The sequence below is a fragment of the Pseudomonas lutea genome (assembly GCF_000759445.1).
Classification (GTDB): Bacteria; Pseudomonadota; Gammaproteobacteria; order Pseudomonadales; family Pseudomonadaceae; genus Aquipseudomonas; species Aquipseudomonas lutea.
The window spans coordinates 1,691,905-1,706,896 of record NZ_JRMB01000002.1; the positions used below are offsets into that span (position 1 = coordinate 1,691,905).

At 58.8% G+C, this 14,992-nt stretch carries 13 protein-coding genes; 8 read left to right on the top strand and 5 right to left on the bottom strand.

The genetic code is table 11. The features are described from left to right. The first annotated feature begins 93 nt into the window (after positions 1-93). The gene (locus LT42_RS19710; RefSeq protein WP_037016667.1) at positions 94-456 is read left to right on the top strand and encodes a cupin domain-containing protein; all 363 of its coding nucleotides are present in this window, start codon (positions 94-96) and stop codon (positions 454-456) included. A gap of 91 nt (positions 457-547) precedes the next feature. Here LT42_RS19710 and rpmG read toward each other — a convergent pair whose 3' ends face one another. Then, on the bottom strand, positions 548-703 hold the full coding sequence (gene rpmG / locus LT42_RS19715) for a 50S ribosomal protein L33 (protein ID WP_010225867.1): 156 nt from the start codon (positions 701-703) through the stop codon (positions 548-550). A gap of 11 nt (positions 704-714) precedes the next feature. Then, a complete protein-coding gene (gene rpmB, locus LT42_RS19720) occupies positions 715-951 on the bottom strand; it encodes a 50S ribosomal protein L28 (protein ID WP_037016669.1) in 237 nt (78 codons plus the stop codon). 363 nt (positions 952-1,314) lie between these two features. On the opposite strand from rpmB, the gene LT42_RS19725 reads away from it, so the two are divergent. After that, complete coding sequence (locus LT42_RS19725) at positions 1,315-2,904, top strand: ABC transporter substrate-binding protein (protein ID WP_037016671.1); 1,590 nt, start codon at positions 1,315-1,317, stop codon at positions 2,902-2,904. A gap of 207 nt (positions 2,905-3,111) precedes the next feature. Here LT42_RS19725 and radC read toward each other — a convergent pair whose 3' ends face one another. Next, the gene (gene radC, locus LT42_RS19730; protein WP_037016673.1) at positions 3,112-3,786 is read right to left on the bottom strand and encodes a RadC family protein; all 675 of its coding nucleotides are present in this window, start codon (positions 3,784-3,786) and stop codon (positions 3,112-3,114) included. 132 nt (positions 3,787-3,918) lie between these two features. Here radC and coaBC point away from each other — a divergent pair, with 132 nt between their 5' ends. The 5 genes from coaBC to LT42_RS19755 all read left to right on the top strand — a co-directional run bounded on the left by coaBC (position 3,919) and on the right by LT42_RS19755 (position 12,819). Further along, a complete protein-coding gene (gene coaBC / locus LT42_RS19735; protein WP_037016675.1) occupies positions 3,919-5,127 on the top strand; it encodes a bifunctional phosphopantothenoylcysteine decarboxylase/phosphopantothenate--cysteine ligase CoaBC in 1,209 nt (402 codons plus the stop codon). Between the two features lie 6 nt (positions 5,128-5,133). Further along, on the top strand, positions 5,134-5,589 hold the full coding sequence (gene dut / locus LT42_RS19740; protein WP_037016677.1) for a dUTP diphosphatase: 456 nt from the start codon (positions 5,134-5,136) through the stop codon (positions 5,587-5,589). 109 nt (positions 5,590-5,698) lie between these two features. Beyond that, entirely contained in the window at positions 5,699-8,299 is a 2,601-nt protein-coding gene (locus LT42_RS26605; RefSeq protein WP_037016679.1) for a phosphomannomutase/phosphoglucomutase, read from the top strand. A 22-nt stretch (positions 8,300-8,321) separates the two neighbouring features. Beyond that, positions 8,322-9,227, top strand: coding sequence for an acetylglutamate kinase (argB, locus tag LT42_RS19750; RefSeq protein WP_037016681.1), 906 nt, complete (start codon positions 8,322-8,324; stop codon positions 9,225-9,227). A 175-nt stretch (positions 9,228-9,402) separates the two neighbouring features. Then, complete coding sequence (locus tag LT42_RS19755) at positions 9,403-12,819, top strand: ParB N-terminal domain-containing protein (protein WP_152597703.1); 3,417 nt, start codon at positions 9,403-9,405, stop codon at positions 12,817-12,819. Between the two features lie 21 nt (positions 12,820-12,840). Here LT42_RS19755 and LT42_RS19760 read toward each other — a convergent pair whose 3' ends face one another. Further along, positions 12,841-13,452 (bottom strand): DUF4124 domain-containing protein, encoded by a 612-nt coding sequence (locus LT42_RS19760; RefSeq protein ID WP_420806904.1) that lies wholly within the window; start codon positions 13,450-13,452, stop codon positions 12,841-12,843. Positions 13,453-13,464: 12 nt separating this feature from the next. Then, positions 13,465-14,106 carry an orotate phosphoribosyltransferase gene (gene pyrE / locus LT42_RS19765; protein ID WP_037016690.1) on the bottom strand — a complete coding sequence of 214 codons (642 nt, stop codon included), beginning with the start codon at positions 14,104-14,106 and terminating at the stop codon, positions 13,465-13,467. 82 nt (positions 14,107-14,188) lie between these two features. On the opposite strand from pyrE, the gene LT42_RS19770 reads away from it, so the two are divergent. Then, positions 14,189-14,968 (top strand): exodeoxyribonuclease III, encoded by a 780-nt coding sequence (locus tag LT42_RS19770; protein ID WP_037016693.1) that lies wholly within the window; start codon positions 14,189-14,191, stop codon positions 14,966-14,968. The last annotated feature ends 24 nt before the right edge of the window (positions 14,969-14,992 follow it).

Sequence of the window (14,992 nt, forward strand, 5' to 3'; positions counted from 1 at the left end):
GAATCGTGCATTTTATTCAACAGCCGTTGGGGCCTGGTCAGTCACAGTTCTTACGATCAACAATCAAGCAGCGCCTTATTTCAGGAACCCGATATGAGCATCGAAAGCGTCGTTGATTTCAGTGAAGCCACCACCGCAGCGGAGCGCTTCAGGCCTGCTGCCGAGAAGATTCTCAAGGGCGAGCCCGACCAGACGGTTTACAACCACTACAACAGCCCATGCGGCCAGCTGAATGCAGGTGTCTGGGAAGGGGACGTCGGCCAGTGGAAGGTGAACTACACCGAGCACGAATATTGCGAAATCGTCCAGGGCGTATCAGTGCTTCGCGATGAGGCCGGCAAGGCAAAGACTCTGCGCGCGGGTGACCGCTTCGTGATTCCTGCAGGGTTCAGCGGAACGTGGGAAGTGCTTGAGCCATGCCGCAAGATTTATGTGGTGTTCGAACAGAAAGCTTGAGCAATACGGGTATCGAGAGGTGAGCCGCCATTCTCTCACCCACAAAAAAGCCCGCATCACTGCGGGCTTTTTTGTAAGAGACGAAAATCAATTACTTGATTTTGGCTTCTTTGTAGATCACGTGCTTACGAACAACCGGATCGAATTTTTTAATTTCGATTTTGTCCGGAGTCGTGCGCTTGTTCTTGTCGGTGGTGTAGAAGTGGCCGGTGTTAGCGGTCGACACCAAACGGATCAATTCACGCATGATTTTCTCCCTTAAACCTTAGCGCCAGCACGGCGGATTTCGGCCAGAACAACCGTGATACCACGCTTGTCGATGATGCGCATGCCTTTAGCAGATACGCGCAGACGTACGAAGCGTTTCTCTTCTTCAACCCAGAAGCGGTGATGCTGCAGGTTTGGCAGGAAACGACGACGGGTTTTGTTATTTGCGTGGGAAATGTTATTCCCGGTTACCGGACCCTTACCGGTAACTTGACAGACTCTCGACATGCCTCAGCCCTCTAAAACCTCATGCCCAACCCGGCATGGGTTGGCCGCTTAATCTCTCAGTCATTTGGCGCCAGGCGCCGCGTTTCTTCAGGGGTCTTACCGGCCACACCTGCGGTGAAGGCAGCGGGCCCCTAGAAAAGAGCGCTGCTTTATACCAGAAAGCCCCCGATGCAACAACACAAACAACGATTTGCCTCCCAGAAAGACAAGGGCGGCGGCCCGCCGAGTGCAGAGGTGTAGGGCGCGAGGGGAAATATACCACTCGTCGCGCCGGGGCGATTGTTCTACTTCAATCGATGGTCTAGGGTTAGTCCCTCTCCAGACTGCACCGGCAGATGGGCTATCTCTGAAAGGAAAATCGCCATGCGCCTAGCCGTTTTACCCCTCTTGCTCGCTTCCCTGTCCACCCCGTTGCTGGCACAGGCGGCTAACACGCTGAGCGTCTGCACGGAAGCCAGCCCTGAAGGCTTTGACGTGGTGCAGTACAACTCGCTGACCACCACCAACGCCTCCGCCGACGTGCTGATGAACCGTCTGGTGGACTACGACGCCGCCTCGGCCAAGCTTGTCCCCAGCCTGGCGCAAAGCTGGAGCGTGTCGCCCGACGGGTTGACCTATGACTTCAAGCTGCATCCGGGTGTCAAATTCCATCACACCGACTACTTCACCCCGACGCGCGAGCTCAATGCCGACGACGTCGTGTTCAGCTTTCAGCGCATGCTTGACCCGGCCAACCCCTGGAACAAGGTCGCTGCGCAGGGCTTTCCCCATGCGCAGTCGATGCAGTGGCCTTCGCTGATCAAAAAAATCGAAGCAATCGACCCTGCCACGGTGCGCATCACCCTGGACCACCCGGACGCAACGTTTCTGGCGACGCTAAGCATGGGCTTCGCGTCTATTTATTCTGCGGAGTACACCGCTCAGCTCCTCAAAGCGGGCACGCCAGAGAAGCTCAACAGCCAGCCGATTGGTACTGGTCCCTTCGTTTTCAAGCGTTTCCAGAAAGACTCGGTTGTGCGCTACGAGGCCAATCCCGATTACTTCGTCGGCAAACCTGCGGTGGATACGCTGATCTACGCGATTACCCCGGACGCCAACGTCCGCCTGCAACGCATCCGCCGTAACGAATGCCAGGTTGCCCTCTCACCAAAGCCCTTGGATGTTGCCGAAGCAGGCAAAGACTCAAATCTGAAGGTCGAAAAGACTGACGCGTTCATGACCGCTTTCCTGGCGATCAACAGCCAACACCCACCCTTGGACAAGCCAGAAGTACGTCAGGCAATCAACCTGGCATTCGATAAGGACACTTACCTCAAAGCCGTCTTTGAAGGTTCAGCGCGGCCTGCCAATGGTCCCTATCCGCCCAATACGTGGGGCTACGCCAGTGATTTGCCAGGTTACAAGCATGACGTGGCTAAAGCCAAAGAGCTGCTGGCAAAGGCCGGTCTGAAAGACGGCTTCAAAACCACGATCTGGACACGTCCGTCGGGCAGTCTGCTGAACCCCAATCCAAACGCTGGCGCACAACTGCTGCAGAACGATCTCGCGGCCGTAGGCATCAAGGCGGAGATCAAAGTGATTGAATGGGGTGAGCTGATTCGTCGCGCCAAAACCGGCGAGCACGACCTCTTGTTCATGGGCTGGGCGGGCGACAACGGTGATCCGGATAACTTCCTCACACCGCAGTTTTCCTGCGCAGCGGTCAAGTCCGGTACTAACTTCGCGCGCTACTGCGACGAGGGCCTGGACAAGCTGATCTCCCAAGGCAAGGCCGTTACCGATCAGGCTCAGCGCATCAAGCTGTACCACCAGGCGCAGGAGCAGATCCAGAAGCAAGCCTTGTGGCTACCGCTGGCGCATCCAACGGCCTACGCGCTGACCCGAAAAAATGTCGAGGGTTATAGCGTCAGTCCGTTTGGTCGCCAGGATTTCGCCAAAGTGACGGTGAAGTAACGCACCGAGGATTCCCAAGACCTCCGAGGTCGCGTCAGGTCCCTCTGAATGCGCGCAATGCTTTCAGTGGGACCGGCTTCAGCCGGGAATAGGCCGGTTTGTTGAGCGTGAGCTCTATGGTGTAGCGGCTCACGCCCTCCTGGCTGACGCTGGCCTCACAGTCGGAGGGCGGCCAACACTGCATCGCTATAGCCGGTCACAGGGGCGCTACATCAGCCCGTATTCCGCCATGGACAGTGGATCGCCGTCGCCAATGATCAAGTGGTCCAGCACCACCACATCCACCAGCGCCAGTGCCTGCTTCAGGTAGCGCGTCAGTTCGATATCAGCTTCGCTGGCGTCCTTAACGCCTGAGGGATGGTTGTGGCACAGAATTAACGCCGCCGAGTTGTGGGCCAGTGCGCGCTTGACCACCTGCCTTGCGTGAACATGGGCCATGTTGATCGAGCCGTGAAACAGCACTTCGAACGTCTGGACCCGGTTCTTGCTGTCCAGAAACAGACAACCAAAGACCTCATGGGGCTCATGCCGCAATAGCGCCTTCAGGTAGCGACGCACCTGAGCCGGATTCTGCAGTACCGACTCGCGCTTCAAATCCTCGCCCATGTTGCGCCGTGCCATTTCCATCACGGCCTGCAACTGGGCGAACTTTGCAGGCCCGAGCCCCAGTTCGCTGCTGAAGGCGGTCAGGTTGGCCTCGAGTAACGCCCTCAGGCTGCCAAACTGCTGCAGGAGATGCCGGGCCAGGTCCACGGCGCTTCGCCCCGAGACCCCCGTGCGCAAGAAAATCGCCAGCAACTCGGCGTCCGACAGGCTGGCTGCCCCCCGCTCCAACAGCTTTTCACGCGGACGCTCTGCCGCCGGCCAATCACGAATACTCATAGCAGCTCCCTGTGTGTGGCACCGCTGTTCCCGTGCGGTCGCTGTGCTATCTTAGCCGCTCTTTTTTGCGCGACAGTCAGGCCTGGGGAGGCGTAATGATTGCCGCGTGTTAACCGACCTTAAGGCAGGCCTATGCAGCGGCTGTATCGAAAACGCATCGTTCTCGGCGTCGGCGGTGGCATCGCGGCCTACAAGAGCGCCGAACTGGTCCGCCGATTGCGCGATCACGGCGCAGAAGTTCGGGTCGTCATGACCAGGGGCGGCGCGGAGTTCATTACCCCGCTGACCATGCAAGCCCTGTCCGGCCATCCTGTTCACCTGGATTTGCTCGACCCGGCTGCCGAAGCCGCCATGGGCCATATCGAGCTGGCCAAGTGGGCCGACATGATTCTTATCGCGCCGGGCACGGCCGATTTGATGGCGCGTCTGGCCCAGGGCATCGCCAACGATCTACTGACCACCGTGGTACTGGCGACGGACGCTATCGTTGCCGTCGCACCTGCAATGAATCAGGCCATGTGGCGAGACCCATCCGTACAGGCCAACCTGCAGTTGCTCGAACAGCGCGGCCTGCGCATGTTCGGCCCGGCCAGTGGCAGCCAGGCCTGCGGCGACGTCGGTTATGGCCGAATGCTCGAACCCAATGATCTGGCGCAGTCTGCCGCCGATTGTTTCCAGCGTCTCACGCTGACCGGCAAGCACGTGCTGATTACTGCAGGTCCCACCCAGGAAAACATCGATCCGGTTCGCTACATCACCAACCACAGCTCCGGGAAAATGGGGTTTGCGCTGGCCGAAGCCGCTGCCGAAGCCGGCGCGCGGGTCACGCTGATCACCGGCCCCGTGAACTTGCAGACGCCAGACCGTGTAACGCGCGTTGACGTTGTCAGTGCCCGGGACATGCTCGCGGCCTGCGAAGACTCAATGCCTTGCGATCTCTTCATCGCCTCCGCCGCGGTTGCCGACTACCGCCCTGAAGTCGTCGCTACACAAAAATTGAAGAAAGACCCTACAACCGGCGATGGTCTTCTCCTGCAGATGGTCCGCAACCCGGACATCCTTGCCACTATCGCCCAGCGCCAGGATCGCCCGTTCAGCGTCGGTTTTGCGGCTGAGACCGAACACCTGCTCGATTACGCCGCACGCAAGCTCAAGGATAAAAACCTTGATCTGATCGTCGCCAATGACGTCGCCAACCCCAGCATCGGCTTCAACAGCGAAGAAAACGCCTGCAGCGTGATCGACCGAGCGTTGCAAGAGACGCTCTTCGCCCAGACCAGCAAAGCCAAGATCGCGCGGCAGCTGGTGACTTTTATTGCCGATCGAATGAACCAGGTTTAAACACGAATGCACGCCCTACAAGCCAAGATTCTCGACCCTCGCATCGGCAGCGATTTCCCGCTCCCCGCTTACGCCACCACAGGTTCGGCGGGGCTGGACCTGCGCGCCATGCTGAAAGAGGACACGCTGCTCGAACCCGGCCAGACCCTGTTGATTCCCACCGGGCTGTCGATTTACATCGCAGACCCCGGCCTGGCGGCGCTGATCCTGCCGCGCTCGGGCCTGGGCCACAAACACGGCATCGTGCTGGGCAACTTGGTGGGCCTGATCGATTCTGACTACCAGGGTGAGCTGATGGTCTCCTGCTGGAATCGCGGCCAGACCGCATTCAAGATTTCCATCGGCGAGCGTCTGGCTCAGTTGGTGCTGGTGCCGGTGGTGCAGGCGCATTTTGAAATCGTCGAAGAATTCGACGAAAGTCAGCGCGGTGCAGGCGGGTTTGGCCACTCTGGCAGCCACTGACCCTGTGACAAGCGCTCACTTTGGCTGATGCGTTGCCGGAGTCTGGACGCCTTGATGTGATGCAAGAATGATAAGACCGCGTCAGGACGATCGAGCAGGGAGAGTCAGTTTGAAAGGCATCAAACGCACAGCCAAAGCGGACGCCGCTCCGCAAAATACCGGGCCGGCCGACCACGACGCCAGTTTGAGTCTGGCCAGCCCCGGCCTTGTTCCGTCGCTTGTCGGCCTGCTTGCGGCGATGGTGCTGGTGTGGCTCGCGATCCAGAGCCAGCCGCAACAGCAGGCGCAATTGGTCGAGGCATGGGGGAGCGCCCAGGCCGGAGCGGTTAACAAGGCACTGCGCCAGATCAATGCGGACACCCAGGCAGCAGCAATGGATGGCGCACTGAGCCAGGCGTTACTGAGCAACAATCCTGCGCTGATCGAAACCGCCCAGAGTCAACTTCGCTACCGAGATGGCGTGGCGGGTGCGCGGCTCAACCCGCTGGGGTTCAACGGGCTTGATCCGCAGGGCTCACTGCCCATCAGCTTCGCCACGCTGGACATGCTGGCCAATGCCGGCAAAGGCGAGACGCCCGCCCCTGAAGCCCGCAATGTCGGCGATCACTGGCTGATCTACAGCGCAGCGCCGTTGCGCACTGCGCCGGGCGCTCCCGTCACCGGCACCTTGCTGCTGGCCTACAACCCCCAACGGCTGATCAATGCGTTGCCCGAGATCCCTGCCGACGTCGGCCAGGTCGCACTCGCCCAACAGTTCGGTAGCGCCACCCCACAGAGCTTCCTTACCCGCGGGCAGGACGACGGCGGCCATGCGCAGGAATTCCCCACCGGCTACGCCAACTGGAAGCTCACGTTTGCGGCCGGCCCCGCCCTCCACGGCACGACGCCCTGGCTGATGCTGCTTCTCGCGTTGCTGGTTGCTGCGGGAGCGATGCTGCTTGGGCTGTATCTCAACGAGAGTGCGTTCAAGCGTCGCATCGCCGCCGACGCCAGACAGCTTGAGCAGTTGGTGCAAGAACTCTCGGGGGGCAAGGCCGTCAAAGCCTTCAGCCTGAGCTTACCGGCGCTGAACGGGCTGGCCCAGAGCCTGGCTAGGTTTTCGCTGCGCAACAACCCCACAAGTGCTGCGACGAGTGATCACGCGTCGTCCCACGCCGGGTCTACACCGCTTGGCGATACCGATACCCCTCCGCTCCTGCCCATCGTGTCGGAAGAAGAGCTGACCGACCCGCTGTTTCAGGACACCGATATTCTCGACATCGCCTTGATTGATGAACACCAGGACTTCCTGAAGTCGGAGCCATCCCACCCCATGAGCAGCACCGCGTCCACTGCCCCGCCGTTTCCCGACACCATTTTTCGCGCCTATGACATCCGCGGCATCGTTGGCGATACGCTGAGCGCCGAGACGGCCTACTGGATTGGACGTGCCGTTGGGGCGGAGAGTCTGGCGCAGGGCGAAGCGCATGTCTCAGTGGGTCGGGATGGTCGGCTATCGGGCCCTGAGCTGGTTTCGCACCTGATCAGAGGCCTGCACGACAGCGGCTGTCACGTCAGCGATATCGGACTGGTGCCAACCCCTGCCCTGTATTACGCCACCCACACGCTGGCCGGTAAAACGGGCGTCATGTTGACGGGCAGCCACAACCCGAAGGACTACAACGGCTTCAAGATCGTGATCGCCGGGGACACGTTGGCGAACGAGCAGATTCAGGCCCTCCACGAGCGCATCAAGGCCAACGACTTGCCCGCTGCGAAAGGCAGCATCGTCAAGGTCAATATCCTCGACCGTTACGCGGGCGCAATCCTTGGCGACGTCGTGCTTGCCCGGCGCATGAAGGTGGTGGTTGACTGCGGCAACGGCGCTGCGGGCGTTATCGCCCCGCAGCTGATCGAAGCACTGAACTGCGAAGTCATCCCGCTGTTTTGCGAAGTGGACGGCAACTTTCCGAACCATCATCCCGATCCCGGCAAGCTAGAGAACCTTCAGGACCTTATCGCCAAGGTAAGGGAAACCGGCGCGGACCTCGGTCTGGCCTTTGACGGCGATGCCGATCGCGTAGGTGTGGTTACCAACACCGGCAGTGTCATATACCCCGACCGTCTGCTGATGCTGTTTGCTCGCGACGTGGTCAAGCGCAACCCCGGTGCCGACGTTATTTTCGACGTGAAATGCACGCGGCGCTTGATCCCGTTGATCCATGAATACGGTGGTCGTCCCGTGATGTGGAAAACCGGGCATTCGTTGATCAAGAAAAAGATGAAAGAAAGCGGCGCCCTGCTGGCAGGCGAGATGAGCGGGCACATCTTCTTCAAGGAACGCTGGTTTGGCTTTGACGACGGTATCTACAGCGCGGCGCGCCTGCTGGAAATCCTCAGTCAGGAGAAACTCAGCGCTGAAGAGCTTTTCCAGACCTTTCCAAACGATCTGTCCACACCCGAGATCAACATCAAGGTCACCGAAACCCGCAAGTTCAGCATCATGCAAGCACTGGAGCGCGACGCACAGTGGGGCAATGCCAATCTGACCAGTATCGACGGTGTACGCGTCGATTATCCAAAAGGCTGGGGTCTGGTTCGCGCGTCCAACACCACGCCGGTGCTGGTACTACGCTTCGAAGCCGAGACCGAGCTTGAGCTACAACGGATCAAGGACGTCTTCCACACTCAGCTGAAAAACGTAGCACCGGATTTAGAACTTCCTTTTTGACCCAATTTTGAGTGGAGCCCAAATGACCCTTGAACATGATGCCGCAGCCAATGCCGCCAAGGTCCTCTCCGAAGCGTTGCCTTACATCCGCCGCTTTGTCGGCAAGACGCTTGTCATCAAATACGGTGGCAACGCCATGGAAAGTGAGGAGCTGAAAACCGGCTTCGCCCGCGACATCGTGCTGATGAAAGCAGTGGGCATCAACCCGGTCGTGGTTCACGGCGGCGGCCCTCAGATTGGCGATCTGCTCAAGCGGCTTTCCATTGAAAGCCACTTTGTCGACGGCATGCGCGTGACCGACTCGCAAACCATGGACGTGGTGGAAATGGTGCTGGGGGGCAAGGTCAACAAAGACATCGTCAACCTGATCAACCGCCATGGTGGCAGCGCAATCGGCCTGACCGGTAAAGACGCGCAACTGATTCGTGCGAAAAAAATGAACGTCACGCGTCAGACCCCGGACATGCTCAAACCGGAAATCATCGACATCGGCCACGTTGGCGAAGTCGTGGGTATCAATACCGACCTCCTGAACATGCTGGTTAAGGGCGATTTCATTCCGGTAATCGCCCCCATCGGTGTGGGCGCAGATGGTGAGTCCTACAACATCAATGCCGACCTGGTCGCAGGCAAAGTCGCTGAAGCATTAAAGGCAGAAAAACTGATGTTGCTCACCAACATCGCCGGCCTGATGGACAAGGAAGGCACGGTGCTGACAGGCCTGACCACCGAGCAGGTCAACGGACTGATCGCCGACGGCACTATCTACGGCGGGATGCTGCCCAAGATCCGCTGCGCACTGGAAGCGGTTCAGGGCGGCGTGACCACCTCGCATATCATCGACGGCCGGGTGCCGAACGCCGTGCTGCTGGAGATTTTCACCGATACCGGGGTCGGTACGCTTATCAGCAACCGCAAGCGTCACTGACTACAACAGAAAACAGCCCCGCCGGCTCATTGCCTGGCAGGGCTTTTTCTTTGGCCGGTGCTAGCGGCACCCACAGACGCATCAGACATATCCGACCTGTTCTATCGCTGCCTAATGACAGCCACCCGCACAGGATCTGAACACCGTAGGTCTCGCTCATTATTTGGGGACCTTCATGTCCATGCTGCAACACAACAATTCGGTACCTGTTCGAGCCCAACTGGAGCTGCTTTTGCCCGGCGACGAGCTGCGGGGCGGACCGATACCTCCAGCAGGTCTGCTGCAGGCTTTCGTCAGTGCGCAGTCGCTGATCGGGCACGTCGCGCTTGAGGACGTCGCGCCATTCGCCGGCGTCTACAACATCGATGGCCTGCTGTTCATCGAACTTGATGGCCGCACCTACGAGGTAGAATTCGACACCGACAACTTTCGCTTCAACGTTGTGGCGCCTCGTGCGCCAGCTCCCGAGCTGGATGAAAGCGCCGGTATGCCATCGAACCGGGAGCAGGTGTTACGCGACTGGCATCCGACCTATCTTTCAAGCAGCCGGAAATGGTCGCTCCGACACGTGGAATCCAGTGTGAGCCGCAACGGGGATTCTGCTCGATTGATGGCGTTGCCTTATCAAATCGACGCCCTGTTGATGACAGAGGATCTATTCAAAATCATCAGAGCGGTCGAGCGCTTCCTGCTCCAGCAAGGGCCACAGGCGAATGGCAGCGGGGGTACGCAAGCGCTCCTGCCACTCCTTGCGGCACCCCATCTGGACGCTTTGCAAGCAAGCGCCGACGAATCATGGCCGCCGCCAAAACGCCTGGGCGCCATTCTGGACTCGATGCTTTGCTCAGCGCCTGCGCAGACTCTTGCCGATCAATTGCTCAAGGCTCTGGATTGGTACGGCGGTGCGGAGAGGGAGATCACGGTCCCGGTCATTCGCAAGCAACTGGTGTGGGCGGCGCTGATGCTGGAGCTCAACCCTCCCGCTCAACAACAGCCGGGCTACATTGCGGGCTGTGATCTGGCGGGGCCGCAGAACTGGGGCCTGAGCTATCGACAGCGTCATAGACGCCTGCTGACCGCCCTTGCTGAGAGAACGGCTCTGCCCGAACTGGCGCTGTGCATCATTGCGCCTGCTGTGCCCGACTTCATGGTTGAAGGTATCCACGAAGACCTGCGATACGGCACGGTGGCGTGGGTGAACTTCGTTCACGGCGTCTCACTCGCCAATTCGCTTGATCCAGGCTCTTCAACGAAGCTCGCGTTCGAAGACCTGATTCGACTCCCCATGAATCTGAGCAAAACCGCTACCTCTGAAGAACTGGCATTGATCGCCAGTGCCCGGATATATCCGAGCCTGCACTGGGCGGTCGCCAACGGTGTGCTACCCGTCAACGCACAGAATGACTATTCATTATCAGAGCTGGCTAGCGCTTCAAACGCGCTGGATGATCACATTGAGCGTGCCGTGCAGGCCGCAGAGGGTATAACGCGTAGGGTGCCCGATCGCTTGAAGATGGCAGAGAACAAGCTGCTCGAGCTGTTTGGAGACGATGCCGAGCAGATAAAAAAGCGTCTCATGCACCCCGTCGAGATCAGTGACAGGTTTGAATATGCCGTGCGCGGTCCCAACTCCGACACCTGCTTTTACCTGCTGGACCTCTTTGCCGCCGGCCACCTTATCAATGGGATGGACAAGTTCCAGCCCGTTGCTCCAAACCCGCGATTGATCGATTGGACATTCACGAGAATTATGGAAGAGCTCCGGGGCATCGATATTCCGGCTACGTTCGAGCACCGATATCGATTCTTTGAGTCACAGGCAAAGCTGGCGTACACCTTCATCATTGACGAGCTGTGGGCGCAATTGCCCGCAGACGACCGGCGCGCGCTGCATAACGGGCGAGTCAAGGTTCATACACTGCGGACCCCCACCGGAAAAATTGACGTTTTGGAAGGACCGCTCGATAGAGAGCGAAAACGCGGCCGCTATGGTTTCGTCCTTGAGTGCAGTTACCTCCGCAAATGTTTCTTCTACGAGCTGTTTCCTCTGGCCGGGATTGCAGTACGTCACGCAAGCCTGTCGATTCCGACCACGTCCGGGCATGAGTTCTCTACCGCGCCGACTCCGATTCTGAAAGTAACCACCGGCAGGAAGCTGCCCATCGACTGGAATGCCTACGTCAATCTTGCTGCACCAGTGAGTGGGACCAAATCGACGGTTATCAGCGAAACCATTGCCGAGTTTGGGCCTTCCGACGATCTCGATAACAATGCCCCCGCACCCTTGACCTCTGCTCGCTTAAACCAGATTTCAGTCGCGGTTGCTACTCACCATCTGTTCTTTTACCCCCATGACACCTACCACTATCACCGCGACCAGACGGGTTCCGAGTACGTTTCCAATAACTACCCGCCCATTCTGCGCTCGCTCGCAGTCATCGTGCCGGGGCTAGGATGCGTCAACGGGATCGTCACGAACGATTCGCCAGTCGTCGCTTGCTCACTGGACGCCGTGACTCTCGGCGTACCTGCGCTCAAGCTTCTGGGGGGCACGATGCGGCTTGCGCTCAATGCAGGCAAGGCAGGTATCACCCAGACCTTGCCACGGCTTGCATGGTTTTCGACGTCGATCATCATGGAGTCCGCTTATGCTTATCGAGCGATGCGCGCAGCCGGAGTTCTAACGCCCTGCGTACTCGGCAGCCTTTTACGTGCGAAGGTGTTTGACCTTAAGGCCTTTCATGCCCTGGCCAACAGGCTGCGCGGCAACACCGTGCCTGCGAACAGTGCGACGCGGCATGTCTCCGGTATCGCCACCATTACACAACCCACCGAATGGCGAGGCCCAGCAGGGTTTGACTCATTGGCGACGGTCAGCGAAATCGACAACGTGCCCGTCCGCCGAATATCCAACGCTATGGCTGGCGGGACGGATGCGCATTACCTGCTCAATTCCGGCGTAGCCTATGGCCCGCGCTTGACCGCTCGGCAATCTGCTTCGATTTCAGTACAGGGCGGTGGCGTGATGGGCTATACGCTGTCTGGAAGAGGCGCCGGGGGTAGCCCGATTGCAAGCCCTGATGGCGGAAAGCTGGGACGAGCGATTGATCCGTCTGAGGATCTTGCGGCCGTGATGAGCCAGAACAACATCAGCGCGACCCCAGAACAGCTTCGCGTCATAGCCAACGTGGTGGAAGACGGAACGCCATTGTTCGTCTACCAAACCGGCAAGGGCAGCAAAAGTATCGCGCTGCATGACGTACACGACCGAATCTATGTGGACGCCTTCACCAACACGCGGGTTAGTGTTTTCAGGTTTTATAATCACGCCACGTTGAAAACATGGCGAGTGGATCCTGCGATTGAGGCCGGTGTCTTGCAGGTTGCCCCGCAGCGCTTGGCCGCTGGTAGAGGACAGTTGATTCAGAAGCGGCTGGATGAGATCAAGGCAGGCATCAGCGAAGGGCAATATCTGGCGCCTATCCATGTTGGGGAGCTCGCCAACGGCGCGTATCCAGTGGTCAACGGCAACCACCGGCTTGCTGTTGCTTTGCAGATGCAGCTTGAGACCGTCCCCGTGCTGATTGTCTGACCGGAATCGAGGACGTGCTGCCTACCGACCCAGAAGTTTCTGCACACGAGCCCGATCTTGCGCGAACTCGGCCTCGGCCTGAGTCCGCGCAGTCTGGTAGCGCAGGATGTCTACTTTCAGGTTTTGCTGCTGATCCCGCAGATCGTCCAGCTGGTCAAGCAGCGTTTTGGCGACCGGATGCCCTGCCCGCTCTTGATCGGCCGCTTGCGTCTGCAGCACGCCTTGCTGTGTGACGAGGTTCTGGATGTTGCCTTGGGCCACAACAATCAAGGCGTCGAGTTCGGCGAGCCGACGGGTCTTGGCCCGATCAACGTCCTCGACGCTGGTGTAAAGCCGGAGCAAATGTGCGTCCGCGTCAGCTTGCAGCTTGGCCGCCTGGGCGTCGCGCAGTTCCTCGGCCGAAGGTGCAGGCGGTACCACTTGCACTACCCGGCCACGCTGATTCAGCACTTCATAACCTTTGCCCACATATTCCGAGGGCACACCCTGCCGATCAAGCACGGTCACGCCGCGACTGTCGACGTAGCGATACAAGACCATGTCGGAGGAATCGTCAGCCTGAACGCTCGCGATGCAACCCAAACCCAGCGACAAACAAAAACCCAACGTGCCCAGCTTGAGCATAAACCGCATCCTTTTGGAGGCTCAGATTCCGTATTGAGCTCGATACGCTTCTACGGCAGGTAAATGCTGTTTGAGTTCCACGTCGTCGGCCAGGTATTCAAGCACCTGATTCAACGAAACAATGCTCACCACCGGAATGCCGAAATCACGTTCGACTTCCTGAATGGCAGACAGCTCGCCGTTGCCGCGCTCCTGACGGTTCAGTGCGATCAACACGCCGGCGGCAGTTGCACCTTGAGCCTGAATGATCTGCATGACCTCGCGAATCGCCGTGCCGGCCGTGATGACGTCGTCGATGATCAGCACATTGCCGGTCAACGGAGCCCCGACCAGACTGCCACCTTCACCATGCGCCTTGGCCTCCTTGCGGTTGAAACACCAGGGCAGGTCAAGGTTGTGGTGATCGGCGAGCGCCACGGCCGTAGCAGCTGCAAGCGGAATACCTTTGTAGGCCGGGCCGAACAGAACATCGAAGGGAATGCCGCTTTCAACGACGGCGGCGGCGTAGAACTTGCCCAGTTGGGCAAGGGCCGAACCGCTGTTAAAAAGACCGGCATTGAAGAAGTAAGGACTGGTGCGCCCAGACTTCAAGGTGAACTCACCGAAGCGCAATACGCCGCGATCGATGGCAAAACGAATGAAATCGCGTTGATACGCCTGCATGAAAAAATCCCCGAATACCACGGATTTAGCTAATTAGGTAGAGCTCGGGTATCATACACGCACGTGATTTTTGGGGCCATTTATGCGGATCATCAGTGTGAACGTTAATGGTATTCAGGCTGCAGTCGAGCGCGGTTTGCTCAGTTGGCTGCAAGCTCAGAATGCCGACGTCATCTGTCTTCAGGACACCCGCGCCTCCGCCTTTGAACTGGACGACCCGGCCTTCCAACTGGACGGCTACTTCCTATATGCCTGCGATGCCGAGGTTCCAGCCCAGGGTGGCGTGGCGCTTTACTCGCGGTTGCAACCGAAGGCGGTTATCAACGGTCTTGGTTTCGAGACGGCCGACCGTTACGGGCGATACCTGCAGGCAGATTTCGACAAAGTCAGTATCGCTACCTTGCTGCTCCCTTCCGGGATGAACGGCGATGAAGACTTGAATCAGAAATTCAAGCTCATGGACGATTTCGGCAAATACCTCGACAAGCAGCGTCGCAAACGTCGCGAGTACATTTATTGCGGCTCGCTTTATGTGGCGCAGCAGAAGCTGGACATCAAAAACTGGCGTGACAGTCAGCAATCTCCGGGCTTCCTTGCGCCGGAACGCGCCTGGATGGACGAGATCGTTGGCAACATGGGCTATGTCGATGCGCTGCGGGAAGTCAGTCGCGAAGGCGATCAGTACAGCTGGTGGCCGGATAACGAGCAGGCCGAGATGCTTAATCTGGGCTGGCGCTTCGACTACCAATTGCTAACCCCGGGCCTGCGCCGTTTTGTACGCAGCGCGCGCCTCCCACGTCAACCGCGGTTCTCGCAACATGCGCCGTTGATTGTGGACTACGACTGGACGCTCACCATCTGACGTTCAGTTGCTCAAAAAAAGCCG

Coding starts and splice junctions, on each gene's coding strand:
- rpmG (WP_010225867.1), bottom strand. CDS start 703: ATGCGTGAATTGATCCGTTTGGTGTCGACCGCTAACACCGGCCACTTC.
- rpmB (WP_037016669.1), bottom strand. CDS start 951: ATGTCGAGAGTCTGTCAAGTTACCGGTAAGGGTCCGGTAACCGGGAAT.
- argB (WP_037016681.1), top strand. CDS start 8,322: ATGACCCTTGAACATGATGCCGCAGCCAATGCCGCCAAGGTCCTCTCC.
- LT42_RS19770 (WP_037016693.1), top strand. CDS start 14,189: ATGCGGATCATCAGTGTGAACGTTAATGGTATTCAGGCTGCAGTCGAG.
- coaBC (WP_037016675.1), top strand. CDS start 3,919: ATGCAGCGGCTGTATCGAAAACGCATCGTTCTCGGCGTCGGCGGTGGC.
- pyrE (WP_037016690.1), bottom strand. CDS start 14,106: ATGCAGGCGTATCAACGCGATTTCATTCGTTTTGCCATCGATCGCGGC.
- LT42_RS19755 (WP_152597703.1), top strand. CDS start 9,403: ATGTCCATGCTGCAACACAACAATTCGGTACCTGTTCGAGCCCAACTG.
- LT42_RS19725 (WP_037016671.1), top strand. CDS start 1,315: ATGCGCCTAGCCGTTTTACCCCTCTTGCTCGCTTCCCTGTCCACCCCG.
- LT42_RS19760 (WP_420806904.1), bottom strand. CDS start 13,452: ATGCGGTTTATGCTCAAGCTGGGCACGTTGGGTTTTTGTTTGTCGCTG.
- dut (WP_037016677.1), top strand. CDS start 5,134: ATGCACGCCCTACAAGCCAAGATTCTCGACCCTCGCATCGGCAGCGAT.
- LT42_RS19710 (WP_037016667.1), top strand. CDS start 94: ATGAGCATCGAAAGCGTCGTTGATTTCAGTGAAGCCACCACCGCAGCG.
- radC (WP_037016673.1), bottom strand. CDS start 3,786: ATGAGTATTCGTGATTGGCCGGCGGCAGAGCGTCCGCGTGAAAAGCTG.